Annotated in this window: 16 protein-coding genes and 2 pseudogenes; 11 read left to right on the top strand and 7 right to left on the bottom strand. The window is 69.1% G+C overall.

Annotation, left to right across the window (positions count from 1 at the left end; genetic code table 11):
* The coding region (locus Q392_RS20285; RefSeq protein WP_038211608.1) for a transposase at positions 1-282 on the bottom strand (282 nt) is incomplete at its 3' end.
* 65 nt (positions 283-347) lie between these two features.
* On the opposite strand from Q392_RS20285, the pseudogene Q392_RS32095 reads away from it, so the two are divergent.
* The 7 genes and pseudogenes from Q392_RS32095 to Q392_RS20255 form a co-directional block, all read left to right on the top strand.
* Positions 348-1,439: pseudogene (locus Q392_RS32095) on the top strand (IS3 family transposase); the annotation flags it as partial.
* Positions 1,440-1,509: 70 nt separating this feature from the next.
* Positions 1,510-1,980: pseudogene (locus Q392_RS20280) on the top strand (LysR substrate-binding domain-containing protein); the annotation flags it as partial.
* The gene (locus Q392_RS20275; RefSeq protein WP_003056085.1) at positions 1,977-2,645 is read left to right on the top strand and encodes an epoxyqueuosine reductase QueH; all 669 of its coding nucleotides are present in this window, start codon (positions 1,977-1,979) and stop codon (positions 2,643-2,645) included. The pseudogene Q392_RS20280 and the gene Q392_RS20275, both read left to right, overlap by 4 nt.
* A 103-nt stretch (positions 2,646-2,748) precedes the next feature.
* Complete coding sequence (locus Q392_RS20270; RefSeq protein WP_227472608.1) at positions 2,749-3,639, top strand: methylenetetrahydrofolate reductase; 891 nt, start codon at positions 2,749-2,751, stop codon at positions 3,637-3,639.
* A 609-nt stretch (positions 3,640-4,248) separates the two neighbouring features.
* A complete protein-coding gene (locus Q392_RS20265; RefSeq protein ID WP_038211606.1) occupies positions 4,249-4,704 on the top strand; it encodes a hypothetical protein in 456 nt (151 codons plus the stop codon).
* Between the two features lie 70 nt (positions 4,705-4,774).
* Positions 4,775-5,650: a DMT family transporter gene (locus Q392_RS20260; RefSeq protein WP_038211604.1), complete on the top strand. Its 876-nt coding sequence runs from the start codon at positions 4,775-4,777 to the stop codon at positions 5,648-5,650.
* Between the two features lie 122 nt (positions 5,651-5,772).
* Positions 5,773-6,729, top strand: coding sequence for a Bug family tripartite tricarboxylate transporter substrate binding protein (locus tag Q392_RS20255; RefSeq protein WP_038211602.1), 957 nt, complete (start codon positions 5,773-5,775; stop codon positions 6,727-6,729).
* Positions 6,730-6,776: 47 nt separating this feature from the next.
* On the opposite strand, the gene Q392_RS20250 is transcribed toward Q392_RS20255, so the two are convergent.
* From Q392_RS20250 to Q392_RS20240, 3 genes are all read right to left on the bottom strand, one after another.
* The gene (locus tag Q392_RS20250; RefSeq protein ID WP_038211601.1) at positions 6,777-7,985 is read right to left on the bottom strand and encodes a CaiB/BaiF CoA transferase family protein; all 1,209 of its coding nucleotides are present in this window, start codon (positions 7,983-7,985) and stop codon (positions 6,777-6,779) included.
* Positions 7,986-8,133: 148 nt separating this feature from the next.
* Positions 8,134-9,375 carry a CaiB/BaiF CoA transferase family protein gene (locus Q392_RS20245; protein ID WP_038211600.1) on the bottom strand — a complete coding sequence of 414 codons (1,242 nt, stop codon included), beginning with the start codon at positions 9,373-9,375 and terminating at the stop codon, positions 8,134-8,136.
* Between the two features lie 148 nt (positions 9,376-9,523).
* Entirely contained in the window at positions 9,524-10,735 is a 1,212-nt protein-coding gene (locus tag Q392_RS20240) for an acyl-CoA dehydrogenase (RefSeq protein WP_038211599.1), read from the bottom strand.
* A gap of 178 nt (positions 10,736-10,913) precedes the next feature.
* Here Q392_RS20240 and Q392_RS20235 point away from each other — a divergent pair, with 178 nt between their 5' ends.
* The gene (locus tag Q392_RS20235; RefSeq protein ID WP_051953790.1) at positions 10,914-11,879 is read left to right on the top strand and encodes a LysR family transcriptional regulator; all 966 of its coding nucleotides are present in this window, start codon (positions 10,914-10,916) and stop codon (positions 11,877-11,879) included.
* A 116-nt stretch (positions 11,880-11,995) separates the two neighbouring features.
* Entirely contained in the window at positions 11,996-13,915 is a 1,920-nt protein-coding gene (locus Q392_RS20230) for an adenylate/guanylate cyclase domain-containing protein (RefSeq protein ID WP_051953792.1), read from the top strand.
* A gap of 13 nt (positions 13,916-13,928) precedes the next feature.
* Here Q392_RS20230 and Q392_RS20225 read toward each other — a convergent pair whose 3' ends face one another.
* A complete protein-coding gene (locus Q392_RS20225; RefSeq protein WP_038211597.1) occupies positions 13,929-14,264 on the bottom strand; it encodes a DUF3175 domain-containing protein in 336 nt (111 codons plus the stop codon).
* A gap of 149 nt (positions 14,265-14,413) precedes the next feature.
* Between Q392_RS20225 and Q392_RS20220 the strand changes: the two genes are divergently transcribed.
* A complete protein-coding gene (locus tag Q392_RS20220; RefSeq protein ID WP_038211595.1) occupies positions 14,414-14,776 on the top strand; it encodes a DUF1161 domain-containing protein in 363 nt (120 codons plus the stop codon).
* A gap of 16 nt (positions 14,777-14,792) precedes the next feature.
* Here Q392_RS20220 and Q392_RS32910 read toward each other — a convergent pair whose 3' ends face one another.
* Positions 14,793-15,365, bottom strand: coding sequence for a DUF4124 domain-containing protein (locus tag Q392_RS32910; RefSeq protein ID WP_051953789.1), 573 nt, complete (start codon positions 15,363-15,365; stop codon positions 14,793-14,795).
* 73 nt (positions 15,366-15,438) lie between these two features.
* Complete coding sequence (locus Q392_RS20210; RefSeq protein WP_038211593.1) at positions 15,439-15,747, bottom strand: hypothetical protein; 309 nt, start codon at positions 15,745-15,747, stop codon at positions 15,439-15,441.
* A gap of 104 nt (positions 15,748-15,851) precedes the next feature.
* Between Q392_RS20210 and Q392_RS20205 the strand changes: the two genes are divergently transcribed.
* Entirely contained in the window at positions 15,852-16,256 is a 405-nt protein-coding gene (locus tag Q392_RS20205) for a phage holin family protein (protein ID WP_038211621.1), read from the top strand.
* Positions 16,257-16,260 lie beyond the last annotated feature (4 nt).

Raw genomic sequence — 16,260 nt, 5'->3', positions numbered from 1 at the left:
CGCGGCTTTTTTTGCGATGTCGCGCTCCATGCGAAGGCGAGCATTCTCAGCGCGCAGCCGCGCTATCTCCATCTGCTCGGCAGACACCTTGGCGACCTTGTCACCGCCATCAGCGCCGCCGAGCTCGCCCTTGGCCGCCAGCCTCACCCAGTTCCCCAGACTGGCCTTGGGAATGCCCAGCACCTTGGCCACTACCGCAATCGCCCGACCCGAGCGGACCTGTCGAACCGCCTCCAGCTTGAATTCACGCGTGTACTGCGCACGCACCTGCTTGTCACTCATTGCTCAACTCCTCGTCGGTATTTTCAACAAGGGTTAAGAACTCCACTTTTCAGGGGTAACCTCAGACCTTGTACAACTGGAAAAATCAGTTGCTTGGCCCTTGTGCCCCAGCCTCAATGAAACACAGTCCAAAGCGATCGCCAGTGTTGGATGAAGCAGCACTCAGGCGCCAAGTTGAATCATTGCGCCAGGATGTTCGGCGGCTGAAGATAGAACGTGAGCTTCTCAAGCAGGCCCATGAAATCTTAAAAAATGGGGCTGACATTGATCTGCATAGGCTGGCAAACAAAGATAAGGCTGTGCTGGTTGAAGCGTTGCACGGGCAGTATGAATTGCCAGAACTGCTTTCTCTTGTTGGCCTTGCTAGAAGCTCGTATTTTTACCATCGTGCTCGGCTGAAGCTGGCTGACAAATACGTTGATTTACGCCGAAGCATCACAGAGATCTTCGACAACAACTACCGTTGCTATGGATATCGCAGGGTGCAGGCATCTCTGCTCAAGGAGTGCACGGGCATCTCAGAGAAGGTGGTTCGTCGGCTGATGAAGCAGGAGGGGTTGATCGTGGCCAAGCCCAAACGCCGCAGATATAACTCCTACCTTGGAGAGATAGGTGCCGCCCCGCAAAACCTCATCAATCGAGACTTCCGTGCCGCTGCGCCCAATGAGAAGTGGCTCACCGACATTACTGAACTCCAGATTCCTGCTGGCAAGGTTTACCTGTCGCCAGTCATTGATTGCTTTGACGGGCTGGTGGTGAGCTGGTCGATTGGGACTCATCCCAACGCACATCTCGTCAACACAATGCTGGATGCGGCCATTGATGCTGTTCAAGGCAGCGAGAGCCGCCCTGTGATTCATTCTGATCGTGGAGCTCACTACCGCTGGCCAGGCTGGCTCTCGAGGGTCCATGATGCAAAGTTGACTCGCTCGATGTCTCGCAAAGGGTGCTCACCAGACAACGCTGCGTGCGAAGGCTTTTTTGGAAGGCTAAAGATGGAGCTGTTCTATCCCAACAACTGGCAATCAACAACGATTGAGCAGTTCATTGAAGCTGTCGATGCGTACATTCGTTGGTACAACGAAAAACGTATCAAGGTATCTCTGGGACGTTTAAGTCCTGTGGAATACCGGCACAAACTTGGCCTAGCCGCATAAAACCAGTCCAAGTTTTTATCCGCACCCCCACCGGGGGCTAGTGGGTCACTTCTGGGTGGAAATCAACACGCTGTTCAAGCCGGGGCTGAAGTTCGAACCCGTGTTCGACTACGAGCAGGTGCTGGTCGTGGCCAAAGACCACCCCCTGGCTTCTACGGCCTACGTGAAGCCCCAGCAGCTGACCCGGGAAGTGCTCATCAGTTACCCCGTGGACATCGAACGCCTGGACATCTACAGCCAGTTCCTGTTGCCGGCCGGCGTGACGCCCAAGCGCCACAAAGCCATCGAAACCACCGACATCATGGTGCAGATGGTGGCCAGCGGCCGCGGTGTCGCCGCGCTGCCGCGCTGGCTGGTCGAGGAATATGCGGCCAGGATGGACGTGGTGCCTGTGCGGCTGGGCGCGCGCGGTATTGCCAAGCAGATCTTCCTGGGCGCACGCGAGGCGGATACCGCCATTGACTACGTGCGGGCCTTCGTCGAACTGGCCCGCCAGCCTGCAACTGCCACCACCGCTATTGCCCAAGGAGCCAAGGGATGAACACCACCGTCGAACGCAAAGCGCTTGCGCTGCCCGGAGGCCACGACAAGGTGCTGCTGCATTCGTGCTGCGCGCCGTGCTCAGGCGAGGTCATGGAGGCCATGCTGGCCTCGGGCATTGACTACACCATCTTTTTCTACAACCCCAACATTCATCCGCTCAAGGAATACGAGCTGCGCAAGAACGAGAACATCCGCTTCGCGGAGCAGTTCGGCGTGCCCTTCGTCGATGCGGACTACGACCGGGACAACTGGTTCGAGCGCGCCAAGGGCATGGAGCACGAGCCCGAACGCGGCGTGCGCTGCACCATGTGCTTCGACATGCGTTTCGAGCGCACGGCGCTGTATGCGCATGAGCACGGCTTTCCGGTGATCACCAGTTCCCTGGGCATCTCGCGCTGGAAGAACATGCAGCAGATCAATGACTGCGGCGTGCGTGCGGCGGCCAAGTACTCTGGCCTGATGTACTGGGAATACAACTGGCGCAAGGGCGGCGGCTCGGCGCGCATGATCGAGATCAGCAAGCGCGAGAACTTCTACCAACAGGAATACTGCGGCTGCGTCTACTCGCTGCGCGACACGAACCGCCACCGCGTGGAAAGCGGCCGCGAGCGCATCCAGCTCGGCGTGACGTTCTACGGTGACGAACAGCCCCCCAAAGATTGACGCGCCTTGCCGGGTGAGCGATGCCGCTCCATGGCTTCCAACCGACCCGATCAGCGCTGGCGGGTCGGAACTCTCCCAACAGTCGCCAGATATGGCAAGCCCCTTGCTTCATTCCGACAAGTCCAAGCCCATCGGCAACATCACCGACGCCTATTCGTTAGAGGTCAACGCGAAGGATATCTCTGCGCTGACCGCAGCGGCGCCGCGTGTATTGCCCGGGTCAACCATTTCCATTCCCTACCTGGCGAACCAGGACAACGACGCGCGACTGGCCGCAGCGCAGGCCGTTCGCGGACTCGGCTTTGAGCCCATGCCTCACCTCGCTGCACGCCGTATCGCCTCGTTCGCAAAACTGGAGTCGTTCATCCAGCGCGCGGTCGCGGAAGCCGGCGTCAAGCGTTGCTTCGTGATCGCTGGAGATCCGTCCACCCCGCTGGGGCCGTTTGCCGACAGCTCCTCACTGATCGAATCAGGCGTGTTCGAGCGCTCGGGCATTCAGATGGTCGGCGTGGGTGGCCATCCCGAGGGCCATCCGGTCATGAGCACATCTGATCGTTGGAAAGTGCTCGAACACAAGTGTCGCTGCATCGAAGGGCGCGGCATGGCGCCCTTGATCGTCACGCAATTTGCCTTCGATGCCGACATCGTGCTGGCCTGGCTGGAAGCCCTGCGCGGGCGTGGCGTCGAACATCCCGTACGCGTGGGCGTGCCGGGCCCTGCAGGCGTGGCGGTGCTGGCGCGCTATGCCGCCTTGTGTGGCGTTAGCGCATGCGCGTCGATGTTGTCCAAGTACGGCATCTCGATCAGCAAGCTGTTCGGCATAGCAGGCCCGGATCTCTTTGTGGATCGTCTGACCACCCGCCTGACCGAAGCACATGGAAAGGTGAGCCTGCATTTCTTTCCATTCGGAGGCATCGCTCAGTCCGTGAAGTGGGTAGAGCAGTACTGCTCGCGTGCCGAGCCTGAACAACCCATCGACACGGCTCCCATGTGATTACTGCGCCTCCAGCAGTCGCTTGCACTGGCATGCCCCATAGAAGCAGACCTCGTTGGGGCGAACGCTTCGAGAGCATCCTACCGCCCGCCTCAGCCTTCGCGTTGCGCAAGCGCCCCATGGGCGCGATCCCATTGGCACAGGACACACGCGGCCAACATCACCGGACGCAGGCGCAAATGCCACATCGAAATGGATCGCCCGCATCATCGGCTTCGACGGTGCGAGCTATCGATTGGCAGATTGGGGGGGCAAACACGATAAACGCCCTTCTCGAACTGCCTTCTGTAGGAAGATGGTGATAGACCGAAACTTTGATGATGCGACTTTGCTCGCTGAGACATCCTTACGTTTGCCACTGCAAAGCGCCTATGTGGCACCTAGCTCGCAAATCAGCAAGGATGCGTAGCGACCAAAATATGGACTAACCTGTTATTCCATAAGACCTTTTACGGAACTGTCCGTCTACATCAAAGACTTGACAGCGGACATTTTTCATGCGCGGGCGGCAGGAATGCGCGCCCCCGCCCTTGCCGGCCCCGCGCCGGATGCGATGATCGGCAAGTAATACCAAGCACTGCACCGGCGCAGCCGGCGGGGGGAGGCAGAGTGAACAAGTTGCAGGCCTACATCGGGGCGCTCGAACTGGCCATCCGCGCGCTGGACAGCGCCTTCGTGCGCGCCAACGCGGCAGAGGACGTGCGGCCGCAACGCGCGCTGGCCGAGCTGTGGCAGCTGCCGCCGGCCGAGCGGGCCGCTGCCGAGCGCGCCGAGGTGGCGAGCTACGACGTGGCGCCCGACCACTGGGGCGCGCGCCTGGCGCTGATGTCGGCCTTCGAGGCGCTGCACGCGTCGCTGCGCATCATCGCCTCGCGGTCGGCCCACGAGAACCCGGGCGCCAGCGCCTGGCGCCAGGCCACCGCCCGCTCGCGCGAGGCCGCCCGGCTGGCGCTGGAGGCGGCGGCGGCGTTTGAGGAGGCGAGCCTGCCGCCCTTCGTGGAGACGGCGCCCTCGTCGCGGCCGCCGGCCGCCTGGGACGACAGCGGGCTGCTGCCCATGCAATGACCGGGCGCCGGCTGCGCGGCCGGGCTGCGGCGATGATCGGGCCCATGCCCGCTGCGCCCACCCGCCACCCATGACCGCCGGCACCCTGCGCGGCATCGTCGCGATGCTCGCGGCCTGCGCCTGCTTCGCCTGCATGGACGCGCTGCTCAAGGCGCTGGCGGGCCACTTCCCGCCGCTGCAGGTGACCGCCCTGCGCGGGCTGACCTCGCTGCCGCTGGTGTGCCTGTACGTGCTGTGGCGGCGCGAGGCGGGCGCGCTGTTCTCGCGCCGGCTGCGCTGGGGACTGCACCTGCTGCGCGGGGTGCTGACCATCGTCATGCTGGTGCTGTTCACCACCGGGCTGAAGACGCTGGGCCTGGCCGAGGCCTACACGCTCAGCTTCGTGGCGCCGCTGGTCATCACCATGCTGTCGGTGCCGCTGCTGGGCGAGCGGGTGCGGCCGCGGCACTGGGTGGCGATCGCGGCGGGCTTCGGCGGCGTGCTGGTGGCGCTGCGGCCCTCGCAGGCGGCGCTGGTCTCGACCGGCGCGCTGGCGATCCTGGCGGCGGCCGCGGCCTATGCGCTGGCGAACGTGCTGGGCCGGCTGGCCAGCCGCACCGAGCCCAGCGTCACGCTGGTCTTCTGGACCACCGTGAGCCTGGCGCTGGCCGGCCTGCTGGCGCTGCCGCAGTGGGCGCCGGTGCGCCCGGAGCACGCGCCGATGCTCGCCGGCCTGGCGGTCTCTGGCTTCCTGGGGCAACTGGCGATCACCGAGGCCTTCCGCCACGGGCAGGCGGCGGCGATCGCGCCCTTCGAGTACAGCGCGCTGGCCTGGGGCATCGCGCTGGACTGGCTGGTCTGGCGGGCCGTGCCGGACGGCTGGACGCTGGCCGGCGCGGCGGTGATCGTGGCCAGCGGGCTGTACCTGGTGCGGCGCGAGGCGCCGCGGCAGCCGGCGGCGGCCTGAGCCCGGCGGTGCGTGCAGGAGGCGGAAAGCTGCTTTTCAATCCCTGCGCACCGGGGCCGGGGACCGGCTCCTAGACTGGATTGCAGCGCCCGGTCCCGGGCCCGTCCACCACAGGAGACAGCATGAGCTACCGCAAACTCGTCCTCGGGTTGGCGCTGGGTGCCTGCGCGCTCGCGCCGGCCCTCGCCCAGCAGATGACCCGCATCGTCGTTCCCTTCGCCGCGGGCGGGGGCACCGACCAGTACTGCCGCATCCTGGCGCAGGAACTGAACAAGCAGGGGCTGAACGTCATCATCGAGAACAAGCCCGGCGCCAGCGGCATCGTCGCGGCCGACCACGTGGCGCGCGCCAGGCCGGACGGGCAGACCGTCCTCGTCTCGTCCCTGGGCATCCTGGCCAACAACAGCGTGCTCTACGACAAGCTGCCCTACGACCCGGCGAAGGACTTCGCCGCCGTCACGCAGATCGCCTACCAGCCGGCCATCGTCGTCGGCCGCACCGACCTGCCCTACAGCAACATCCGGGAGATGGTGGACTACGCCAAGGCCCATCCCGGCAAGATCAACCGCGGCTCGCCGGGCGCCGCCATCCTGACCAACCTCGCCCCGATCGCCTTCGAGAAGGAACAGGGCTTCAGCACGCTGCACATCCCCTTCAACGGCGACGCGCCCGCGCTGCAGGCGCTGCTGGGCCGCCAGATCGACATCCACGGCACGTCCATCACGGGCTCGCTGCCCTACGTCAAGTCGGGCAAGCTGCGCGTGCTCGGCGTCATGGATTCGCAGCGCCTGCCGCAGGTGCCCGACGCACCCACCTTCAAGGAGCAGGGCTTCGACATGGTGGCCACGCTGTGGTATTCGCTGTCGGTGCCGGCCGGCACGCCGCGGCCGGTGATCGACCGGCTGAACAAGGCCGTGAACAAGGTGATCGCCGACCCGGCCTTCGTGGAGCGGGCCCGCGCGATCGGCATGGAGCCGCGCGGCAGCACGCCCGAGGAGCTGGACCGGTTCGTGCAGGTGGAGGCCGACCGGTGGCTGCCCATCCTGCGCAGCCTGGACCTGCCCAAGCAGTCGCACTGAACGGGCCGCCGGCCCCGGATGCAGCCGCCCCTTGCAGGGCGGCTTTCTTATTTGATGACGTTGCGGCGGCTCAGGGCGTGGAGATCGCCTTCGCCGATGTCCAGCAGCTCCCGCAGCACCTCGGCCGTGTGCTGCCCCAGGTGCGGCGGCGGGCGGCGCACGTCCGAGCGCGCGCCGTCGATGACGTAGGGCGGCGCGTGGACGGCCTGGGGTCCGGCCTCGTCGTCCTCGTAGCGGTGCCACACCTGCGTCTGCGCGGTGCGCTCGGACTGCAGCGCCTCGTACAGCCCCAGCACCTCGCCGCAGGGGATGCCGCAGCGGTTCATGCGCGCGATCAGCTCGGCGCGCGTGAACTGCCGGACCTTGCCGAGCAGCACGGGCAGCAGCGCGTGCCGGTGCTTCGAGCGCTCGGTGTTGGTCGCGAACTTCGGATCGGCGGCCAGGGCGGGGCTGTCGATCACCTCCTCGCAGAACTTCCTGAACTGGCCGTTGTTGCCCACCGCGATCACGAGCGGCCCGTCCGCCGCGTCGAACACGCCGTAGGGCACGATCGACGGGTGCGAGTTGCCGAACTTCGCGGGGTCGCCCTGCTGGAGCCAGGCGGTGAGCCCGTAGTAGGAGGTGATCATCATCCCGCTGTCGTACAGCGACATCTGGATGTGCCGGCCCTCGCCGGTGCGCGTGCGCTCGTACAGCACCGCAAGGATGGCCTGCGCCGCGTACATGCCGGTGAACATGTCGACGGCGGCGATGCCGAACTTCAGCGGGCCCTGGCCTTCCTCGCCGTTCATGGCCATCAGGCCGGTCTCGCCCTGGATCACGAGGTCGTAGCCGGGCCGGGCCTTCTCCTGGCTCAGCACCGAGTAGCCCGAGATCGAGCAGTAGACGATCTTCGGGTTCAGCGCGCGCAGGTCCTCGTAGCCCAGCCCCATCTTCTGCGCGCCGCCGTACTTGAAGTTCTGGATGACGACGTCGCTCTGCTGCGCCAGCCGGCGCACCAGCGCCTGCCCGTCCGCGTCCTGCAGGTCGACGCAGATCGAGCGCTTGTTGCGGTTGCAGCTGTTGAAGTAGGAGGTGTTGTGGCGGCCGATGCGCGTGCCCCAGTCGCGCGTGTCGTCGCCGCGCTCGGGGTGCTCGACCTTGATGACGTCGGCGCCGAGGTCGGCCAGCGCCATGCCGCACAGCGGCCCGGCCATCACGCGGGACAGGTCCAGCACGCGCACGCCGGCCAGGGGTTGCAGGGGTGATCGGTTCATGTCGTCGGCTCGCGCGTCGTGTCGTCCCGCATGGGCGACGACGACGCGCCGCCGCCGGCCCGCGGGACGGTGCGCTCGCAGTCTAGGGACGCGGCCGCCCTGCAGATGTGCAGGGCGTGCAACGGTGCTTTGCAGGTCCCGGCGCGCGCTACAGCACGCCGCGCTCGCGCAGCGCCGCGATCTCGCCCGCGTCCAGGCCCAGCTCGGCCAGCACCTCGTCGGTGTGCTGGCCCAGCGCCGGGGGCGCGCGGCGCAGCACCGGCGGCGTGGCCGACAGGCGCAGCGGACTGGCCACGCCGGTGATGGCGGCGATGCCGTCGCCGGCCTCGCGCGGCAGCGTGACGGCCAGGCCGCGCGCCTTCACCTGCGCGTCGGCGAAGGCCTGGCCGATGTCGTTGATGGGGCCGCAGGGCACGGCCTTGTCTTCCAGCAGACCGATCCACTCGGCGGTGGTGCGGGTGCGGGTGACGGTCTCCATCAGCGGGATCAGCGCGTCGCGGTGCTTCACGCGCAGGCTGTTGCTGGCGAAGCGCTCGTCGGCTGCCCATTCGGGTTTGCCGGCGGCCTCGCAGAAGCGCGCGAACTGGCCGTTGTTGCCGATGGCCAGCAGCATGGCGCCGTCCTGCGTCGGGAAGTCCTGGTAGGGCGCCAGGCTGGGGTGCGTGTTGCCCTGGCGCTGCGGCGGCGCGCCGGTGTTGAGGAAGGCGCTGGCCTGGTTGGCGAGGATGGCCATGCCCACGTCCAGCAGCGCCATGTCGATGTGCTGGCCCTGCCCGGTCTGGTCGCGCACGCGCAGCGCCGCGAGGATGGCGGTGGCGGCATAGCAGCCGGTGAACAGGTCGGTGAGCGCCACGCCCACGCGCAGCGGGCCGCCGCCGGGCTCGGCGTCGGGCCGGCCGGTGATGCTCATCATGCCGGTCATGGCCTGGATCATCAGGTCGTAGCCGGCGCGCTCGGCATACGGGCCGTCGTGGCCGAAGCCGGTGACGCTGCAGTACACCAGGCGCGGGTTGAGGGCGCGCAGGCTCCGGTGGTCCAGGCCGTACTGCGCCAGGCCGCCGGTCTTGAAGTTCTCCACCACCACGTCGGCCTGCTGCGCCATCCGCTGCAGCAGTTGCCGGCCCTCGGGCGTGGCCATGTCCACCGTCACGCTGCGCTTGTTGCGGTTGCAGGCGGTGAAGTAGGTGGACTGCGCGGTGTCGCGGCCCTCGGCGTCCTTCAGGAAGGGCGGCCCCCAGGTGCGCGTGTCGTCGCCCGTGCCCGGGCGCTCGATCTTGATCACGTCGGCGCCCAGGTCCGCCAGGATCTGGGTGCACCAGGGGCCCGCGAGCACGCGGGAGAGGTCCAGGACCTGGATGCCGTCGAGGGATGCAATGGGCGCGTTTGTCATGTGAGGAAGTCCGGTCCTTCTTTTGGATCGACTCGCCGGCGAGGCCGTGGACCCATCCCAGGGCACCCGTGGAACCGGCTTTGCCGGGCCACCGGGTGCGCCCCCTTCGCGAAGCAGAAGGGGGAGCCGCGAAGCGGCATGGGGGTTGTCAGCTGAATGCTGCGATGCCCGTGATCGCGCGGCCCAGGATCAGCGCGTGCACGTCGTGCGTGCCTTCGTAGGTGTTGACCACCTCCAGGTTGACCAGGTGGCGCGCCACGCCGAATTCGTCGCTGATGCCGTTGCCGCCCATCATGTCGCGCGCCATGCGGGCGATGTCCAGCGACTTGCCGCAGTTGTTGCGCTTCATGATGGAGGTGATCTCCACCGCGGCGATGCCCTCGTCCTTCATGCGGCCCAGGCGCAGGCTGCCCTGCAGGCCCAGCGTGATCTCGGTCTGCATGTCGGCCAGCTTCTTCTGGATGAGCTGGTTGGCGGCCAGCGGGCGGCCGAACTGCTTGCGGTCCAGCACGTACTGGCGGGCGCGGTGCCAGCAGTCCTCGGCCGCGCCCAGTGCCCCCCAGCTGATGCCGTAGCGCGCGCTGTTCAGGCAGGTGAAGGGACCCTTCAGGCCCTGCACCTCGGGGAAGGCGTTCTCATCGGGCACGAACACGTCGTCCATGACGATCTCGCCGGTGATGGAGGCGCGCAGGCCGACCTTGCCGTGGATGGCGGGGGCGGTCAGGCCCTTCATGCCCTTCTCCAGCACGAAGCCGCGGATCGGGCCCACCACGTCCTTGCCGTCGGCGCCCTTGATCACTTCCTTGGCCCAGACGACGAACACGTCGGCGATGGGGCTGTTGGTGATCCACATCTTGCTGCCCTTGAGCTTGTAGCCGCCGTCCGTCTTGTAGGCGCGGGTGGCCATGCTGCCGGGGTCGGAGCCGTGGTCGGGCTCGGTCAGGCCGAAGCAGCCGATCCACTCGCCGCTGGCCAGCTTGGGCAGGTACTTCTGCTTCTGCGCCTCGGTGCCGAACTCGTTGATCGGCACCATCACCAGCGAACTCTGCACGCTGGCCATCGAGCGGTAGCCGGAATCGACGCGCTCGACCTCGCGGGCGATCAGGCCGTAGCAGACGTAGTTCAGGCCGGGGCCGCCGTACTGCTCGGGGATGGTGGGGCCCAGCAGGCCCAGCTCGCCCATCTCGCGGAAGATGGCGACGTCGGTCTTCTCGTGGCGGAACTGCTCCAGCACGCGCGGCGCCAGCCGGCCCTGGCAGTAGGCGTTGGCGGCGTCGCGCACGGCGCGCTCGTCGTCGCTGAGCTGCTGGTCCAGCAGCAGGGGGTCGTCCCAGTGGAAGGCGGCTTTGGTGGTGGCCATGTGGAGTCTCCGTGGAAGGTGGAATGCGGGGGAATGGCCGGCATGGTACGTCCGCCACGGGGGCCCGGCAAACGAGAATTCGGCACCCAGATATGCGACATTCGCACATCTCGGACGCCTCTCCCTGCTTCCGGCAAGGGAGCACCGCGCCGATCCAACCATGCAGCCGGGGCATACCATGCGACGCAAGATCCCTTCCACCCAGGCGCTGGCCTGCTTCGAGGCGGCGGCCCGACACGAGAGCTACACGCGCGCGGCCGAGGAACTGGCGCTGACGCAGAGCGCCGTCTCGCGCCAGGTCGGCGCGCTGGAGGCGTTCATGGGGATGGCGCTGTTCCGCCGCACGCGCCACGGCGTGCAGCTCACCGCCGCCGGCGCCGACTACGCGCGCCAGATCCGCCGCCAGCTCGACGCGATGGAGCGCGACACGCTGGACGCGATGGCGCGCCAGGGCACGGGCGGCGCGCTGCAGCTGGCGGCGGTGCCGACCTTCGCCACGCGCTGGCTGATCCCGCGCCTGCCCGGCTTCGCGCGGCTGCATGCCGACGTCACCATCCACATCGAGACGCGCACGCGGCCCTTCCTCTTCGCCGACACGCCCTTCGACGCCGCGCTGTGGGCCGGCACGCCGCAGCAGGCGGCGCACTGGGCCGGCACCCGCTCCACCGTGCTGATGCACGAGGACGTGGTGCCGGTGTGCAGCCCGCAGCTCATCGCGCCGCGCCGGCAGGTCGGCGCGCAGGCGGTGGCGAAGCTGCCGCTGCTGCAGCAGAGCACGCGGCCCGACGGCTGGGTGCCGTGGTTCGAGGCGCAGGGCGTGGCCGCGCCGCGCGCGCGCAGCGGGCCGCGCTACGAGCTGTTCTCCATGCTCGCCGCGGCGGCCGCGAACGGCCTGGGCGTGGCGCTGATGCCGGCAATGCTGATCGAGACGGAGCTGGCGCGCGGCGAGCTGGTCGTCGCCTGCCCGCGGCCGCTGCGCGGCGAACGCAGCTACTTCCTGGTCAGCCCGGCGGTGCAGGACGAACGCCCCGCGCTGGCGCTGTGGCGCGACTGGCTGCTCGGGCAGGCGCAGGCCTGGCTGCAGGCGCATCCGGCCGCGCCGGACGCCGCCGCCGGCGCCCGGAATGCGAAATATGTGTCGTAAGCGCCATGGATTGTTATTGCATTGTTTCCTGTGTGCATTCAGCCCTACCTCGCCGGCGCGCGTAGGGCGAAGATTGCGGGTTGTCCGCGCGGCCGCGCGGTGCCCGCGTCCGCGCCATGGCCTCCGAATCCCCCACGCCTTCCCCTGCTGCTGCCAGCCCCCGCCGCCTGCGGCGCTTCCGCGTCGACGTGGGCACCATCATCACGGCCGTGGTGCTGGCGCAGTCGCTGCTGCTGGTGGGGCTGGGCTACTGGGGCGCGCAGCGGCTGGTGACGGCCATCGGCGAATCGGCCCATCGGGCCGACCACCTGCGCATCGAGGACAAGGTCAACGCCTTCCTGGCCAAGGCCACCTCGGTGGTGCAGGCGATGGCTGCCGCGCCCAGCCTGCGTCCGGCCGGCGAGGGCGCCGTGCCCACGGCCGAGCTGCTGTGGGTGCTGCTGCAGCAGTCGCCCGAGCTGGACAGCCTGTACGTGGCCAACGACCTGGGCCGCATGCTGATGGTGCAGCGCTACCCCGACCCGGCGGTGCGCCACATCGTGCGCGAGCACGGCACGACCGTCGAGACCTGGGAGTTCAAGCCGAGGCCGCCCGAGGACGGCACCGGCGGCGACGTGCAGCAGCGCTACCTGACCGAGCGCATCTCGGCCTTCCGCAGCGACTACGACCCCCTCTCGCGCAGCTGGTTCTCGATGGCCCTGCAGAAGCAGGCACCGGTGTGGACGCGCCCCTACGTCTTCGCCGCCGCGCAGGAGCTGGGCGTGACCTACGCCATCCCCAGCCGCCGCCGCGACGCCAGCGGCGCGCAGGTGCTGGTGGCCGCCGGCGACGTGACGCTGGGCCGGCTGGCGGACTTCGTGCGCCAGTTCAGCCGCGCCGGCTACGGCGACAGCGCCCTGCTCAGCGCCGACGGGCAGGTGCTGGCCCGCAGCGACCAGCCCGGCCGCGCCCATGCGCTGCACGCGCCGGAAGGCGGCGTGCTGGGCGCCGTGCACGCCCACATGCTGGCCGACGGCAGCGCGCGCGGCACCATCGCCACCCACTTCCCGATCGAGGTGGACGGCCGGCGCTACCTGGTGCAGACCTCGCGCATCCCCTCAACCCACTGGCGGCTGATCAGCTGGGTGCCCGAAGAGAAGCTGCTCGGCGGCCTGCGCCGCGCCGTGCTGTGGGCGCTGGCGCTGGTGCTGGGCTTCCTGGGGCTGATCGTGATGGTCTCGCTGCGGCTGGCGCAGCGCGTGACGGCGCCGGTGGAGCAGCTGTCGCGCATCGCGCGGCGCATCGGCCGGCTCGACCTGGACCGGCTGCCGCGCGTGCACAGCCGCGTGCTGGAGATCCAGCACCTGGACCAAGCGCTGGACGACTCGGCGCGCGGCCTGAAGGCCTTCCGCAAGTTCGTGCCGGTGGACGTGGTGACGCAGCTGGTGGACCGCGGGCACGACCTGGCGCCCAGCGGCGAGCCTCGCCGCATCACCGTCATGTTCACCGACGTGGGCGGCTTCACGCGCATCGCCGAAACCACGCCCATCGGCGGCCTGGTGGACCAGCTCACGCAGTACTTCAACCTGGCGGCGGCCGTCGTCGCGCGCCATGGCGGCACCATCGACAAGTACATCGGCGACGGCATGCTGGTCTTCTGGGGCGCGCCCACCGAGTGGCCCGACGCGGAACTGCGCGCCTGCCGCGCCGCGCTGGAGCTGCAGACCGAGCTGGACGCGCTCAACGCCCAGTGGCAGGCGCAGGGGCGCGCGCCCTTCCCCACGCGCATCGGCATCCACACCGGCCCGGCCATCACCGGCGTGCTGGGCTCCAACGACCGGCTGAGCTACACGGCGGTGGGCGACACGATGAACGTGGCCAGCCGCATCGAGGGGCTGAACAAGGAACTGGGCACGCGCATCCTCATCTCGCAGACCACCTTCGAGGGCCTGGGCGGCGCGCTGCCCACGCGCCGGCTGGACGCGATGCAGATCCGCGGGCGCCAGCAGCCGCTGCTGGTGTACGAGCTGCTCGAGGCCGCGCCGCCCGCCGCCTGACCGGCGGAGGTGCTCAGCGCGAGGCCCGCTGCGGCTGCGGGCGGTGGAACAGCTCGCGCAGCGCGCGCTTGGCCGCTTCGAGCCGGCGCCTGCGCGCGGCCGGCAGCCGCCGGCCGGCGCGGTTGATGTAGAAGTTCAGCATGGACATGGCCGAACGGAACGGGTCGCTCTTGCGGCGCCGGCTGTGCTCGGCCGAGCGCTTGAGCGAGCGCGCGATGGCCTGGGCGCTGGGCTGCGCGAAGACCCCGTGTTCGAGGTCCATCGCATCGCTGGTCCCGGTGACGTGCTGCGACCAGCGCCGGCCCTGGCGCGCGCCCGCGCGCTGCCCGCGAGGGGATCGATGTGGCATGGCGGTTCCTCGGGAAAGGAGATGCCTTCCATGCTGCGCGCCTGCCCGGGCGGCTGCGTAGGCCGCCTCTTGCATCGCCTGTCGGTCGGGCGCGGCTGCGCGCGCCGGCCGGCAGACAGCGGCCGTGCGGCGGTGTAAAAGCAGGGCCCATGCACGCCGACCGCTCCCTCCCCGCCCCGCGGCTCCTTCCACCGCTGCTGCTGCTGGCCGCAGCCGCCGGCGCGCAGGCGCAGGGCACCTCCTGCGAGGAGCTTCGCGCCAGCATCGAGGCACGCATCGCCTCGGCCGGGGTCAGCCGCTTCAGCGTCACCGTGCTGCCGATGGACGCGGCGACCGAGGCCCGCGTGGTCGGCACCTGCGAACTCGGCTCGCGCAAGATCGTCTACGTGCGCGAGCCCAGCCAGCCGCTGCCCGCCGCCGCGCCGGCGCCGCGGCCGGGCGGCGCGCAGGAGCGCATCCTCACCGAATGCCGCGACGGCTCGGTCTCGATGGGCGGCAGCTGCAAGCCCTGAACACGCCGGGCGGCGCTCAGCGGCAGATGGTGGTGGACCCCACCGGCCGGCAGGTCTTGCCGTCGGGGCCGGTGTAGCGGTCGATGCGGCCGCGGCGGTCGTAGTGGTTGCCCAGGCTGTCGTTGCAGCCGGTGGCGTCGCAGTTGCGCAGGCGCGGGCGCATGTCGCGCGGCGGCGGCGCGCCGCGGTAGCCCGGCCCATAGGCATGGCCGGGGTAGGGGTAGGGCTCGTCCACGTACGGCGCCGGCGCGGCCGGCGGTGCGGCGGTGCCGCGGCTGTCGAGGATCACCAGGCCGTCGCCCGGGGCTGCCGCGGGGGCGGGAGCGGGAGCGGGCGCTGGAACTGGCGCCGATGCAGGGGCAGGCGCGGCGTCCTCGGACGGGGGCGGCGCAGGCGGCACTTCCACCTCGGGCAGCCGCTGCGCCTGGCGCGTGCCGGCGGGGCACTTGCCGTCGGTGTAGCTGGTGCGGCCGGCGGCGTCGGTGCAACGCACGACCTCGGCACCGGCCGGCGCCGTCCACCCGGCCAGGAGCAGCGCCGCCAGCAGCGTGGCCGGCGGGAGAGCGGTGCGGACGCGGACGGCTTGCATGGTGCTGCCATTGTGGGCCCGCCCGGGGCCGCCGGCGCGTGCCTTTCGGCGCGGGGCGCGCTCCGTTCGTCGATCAGTGCTGCGCCGCGCGGCGCTTGCGCGTGGCCGCCGCCTTGCGGGCGGAGGCGGAGCGCTCCTCGGCGCTGCGCGACGCCGAGGCCGCGCCGCCCAGGCGGCCGCCCTTGCGCGCGGCGACCTTCGTGTCGGCGTGGCCGCGGCCCGAGCCACTCTTGTTGCCGCCGCCGGACTCGCGGTTGACGGTGGCCCAGGCGCGGCGCTCGGCTTCTTCCTTGCCGACCCCGCGCTGCTCGTAGCCCTCCTCGATGTGCTGCGCCTTGCGCTTCTGCTTGTCGGTGTAAGCGGACTTTTCGCCTCGGGGCATGGTGGGCTCCTTGGATGGTTGCACGACACCCCAGGTTGCGCCTGCCGCCGCAGCGGCGGCGTAGGCCGGCATCGACAGCCCGTGTCTCCGCTAGGATGGCCGCCATGCTGTCCAACCTCGCTCCCTTCCTCGTCCAATGGGCCATCACGGCGCTGGCGCTGTGGGTCGCCAGCCACATCTTCAAGGGGCTGAAGTTCGACAGCACCGGCGCGCTGGTCATTTCCGCGCTGCTGCTGGGCTTCGCCAACGCCATCGTCAAGCCGCTGCTGATCGTGCTGACGCTGCCGCTCACGCTGCTCACCTTCGGCCTGTTCCTGCTGGTGATCAACGCGCTGATGATCCTGCTGGTGGCGGCGCTGGTGCGGGGCTTCCGCGTCTCGGGCTTCTGGACCGCGCTGTTCGCCAGCCTGTTCGTGTCGATCCTCAGCCTGCTGATCGGCGCCTTCGTCAGCGGCCCCGACCCGGCCATGCAGATCCAGATGCCGCAGGGGCCGGGGACGTGGCTGTAGGGCG

It is taken from the genome of Xenophilus azovorans DSM 13620 (assembly GCF_000745855.1).
In the GTDB taxonomy this organism is placed as follows: Bacteria; Pseudomonadota; Gammaproteobacteria; order Burkholderiales; family Burkholderiaceae_C; genus Xenophilus; species Xenophilus azovorans.
This window is presented reverse-complemented; position numbering and strand designations above follow the sequence as displayed.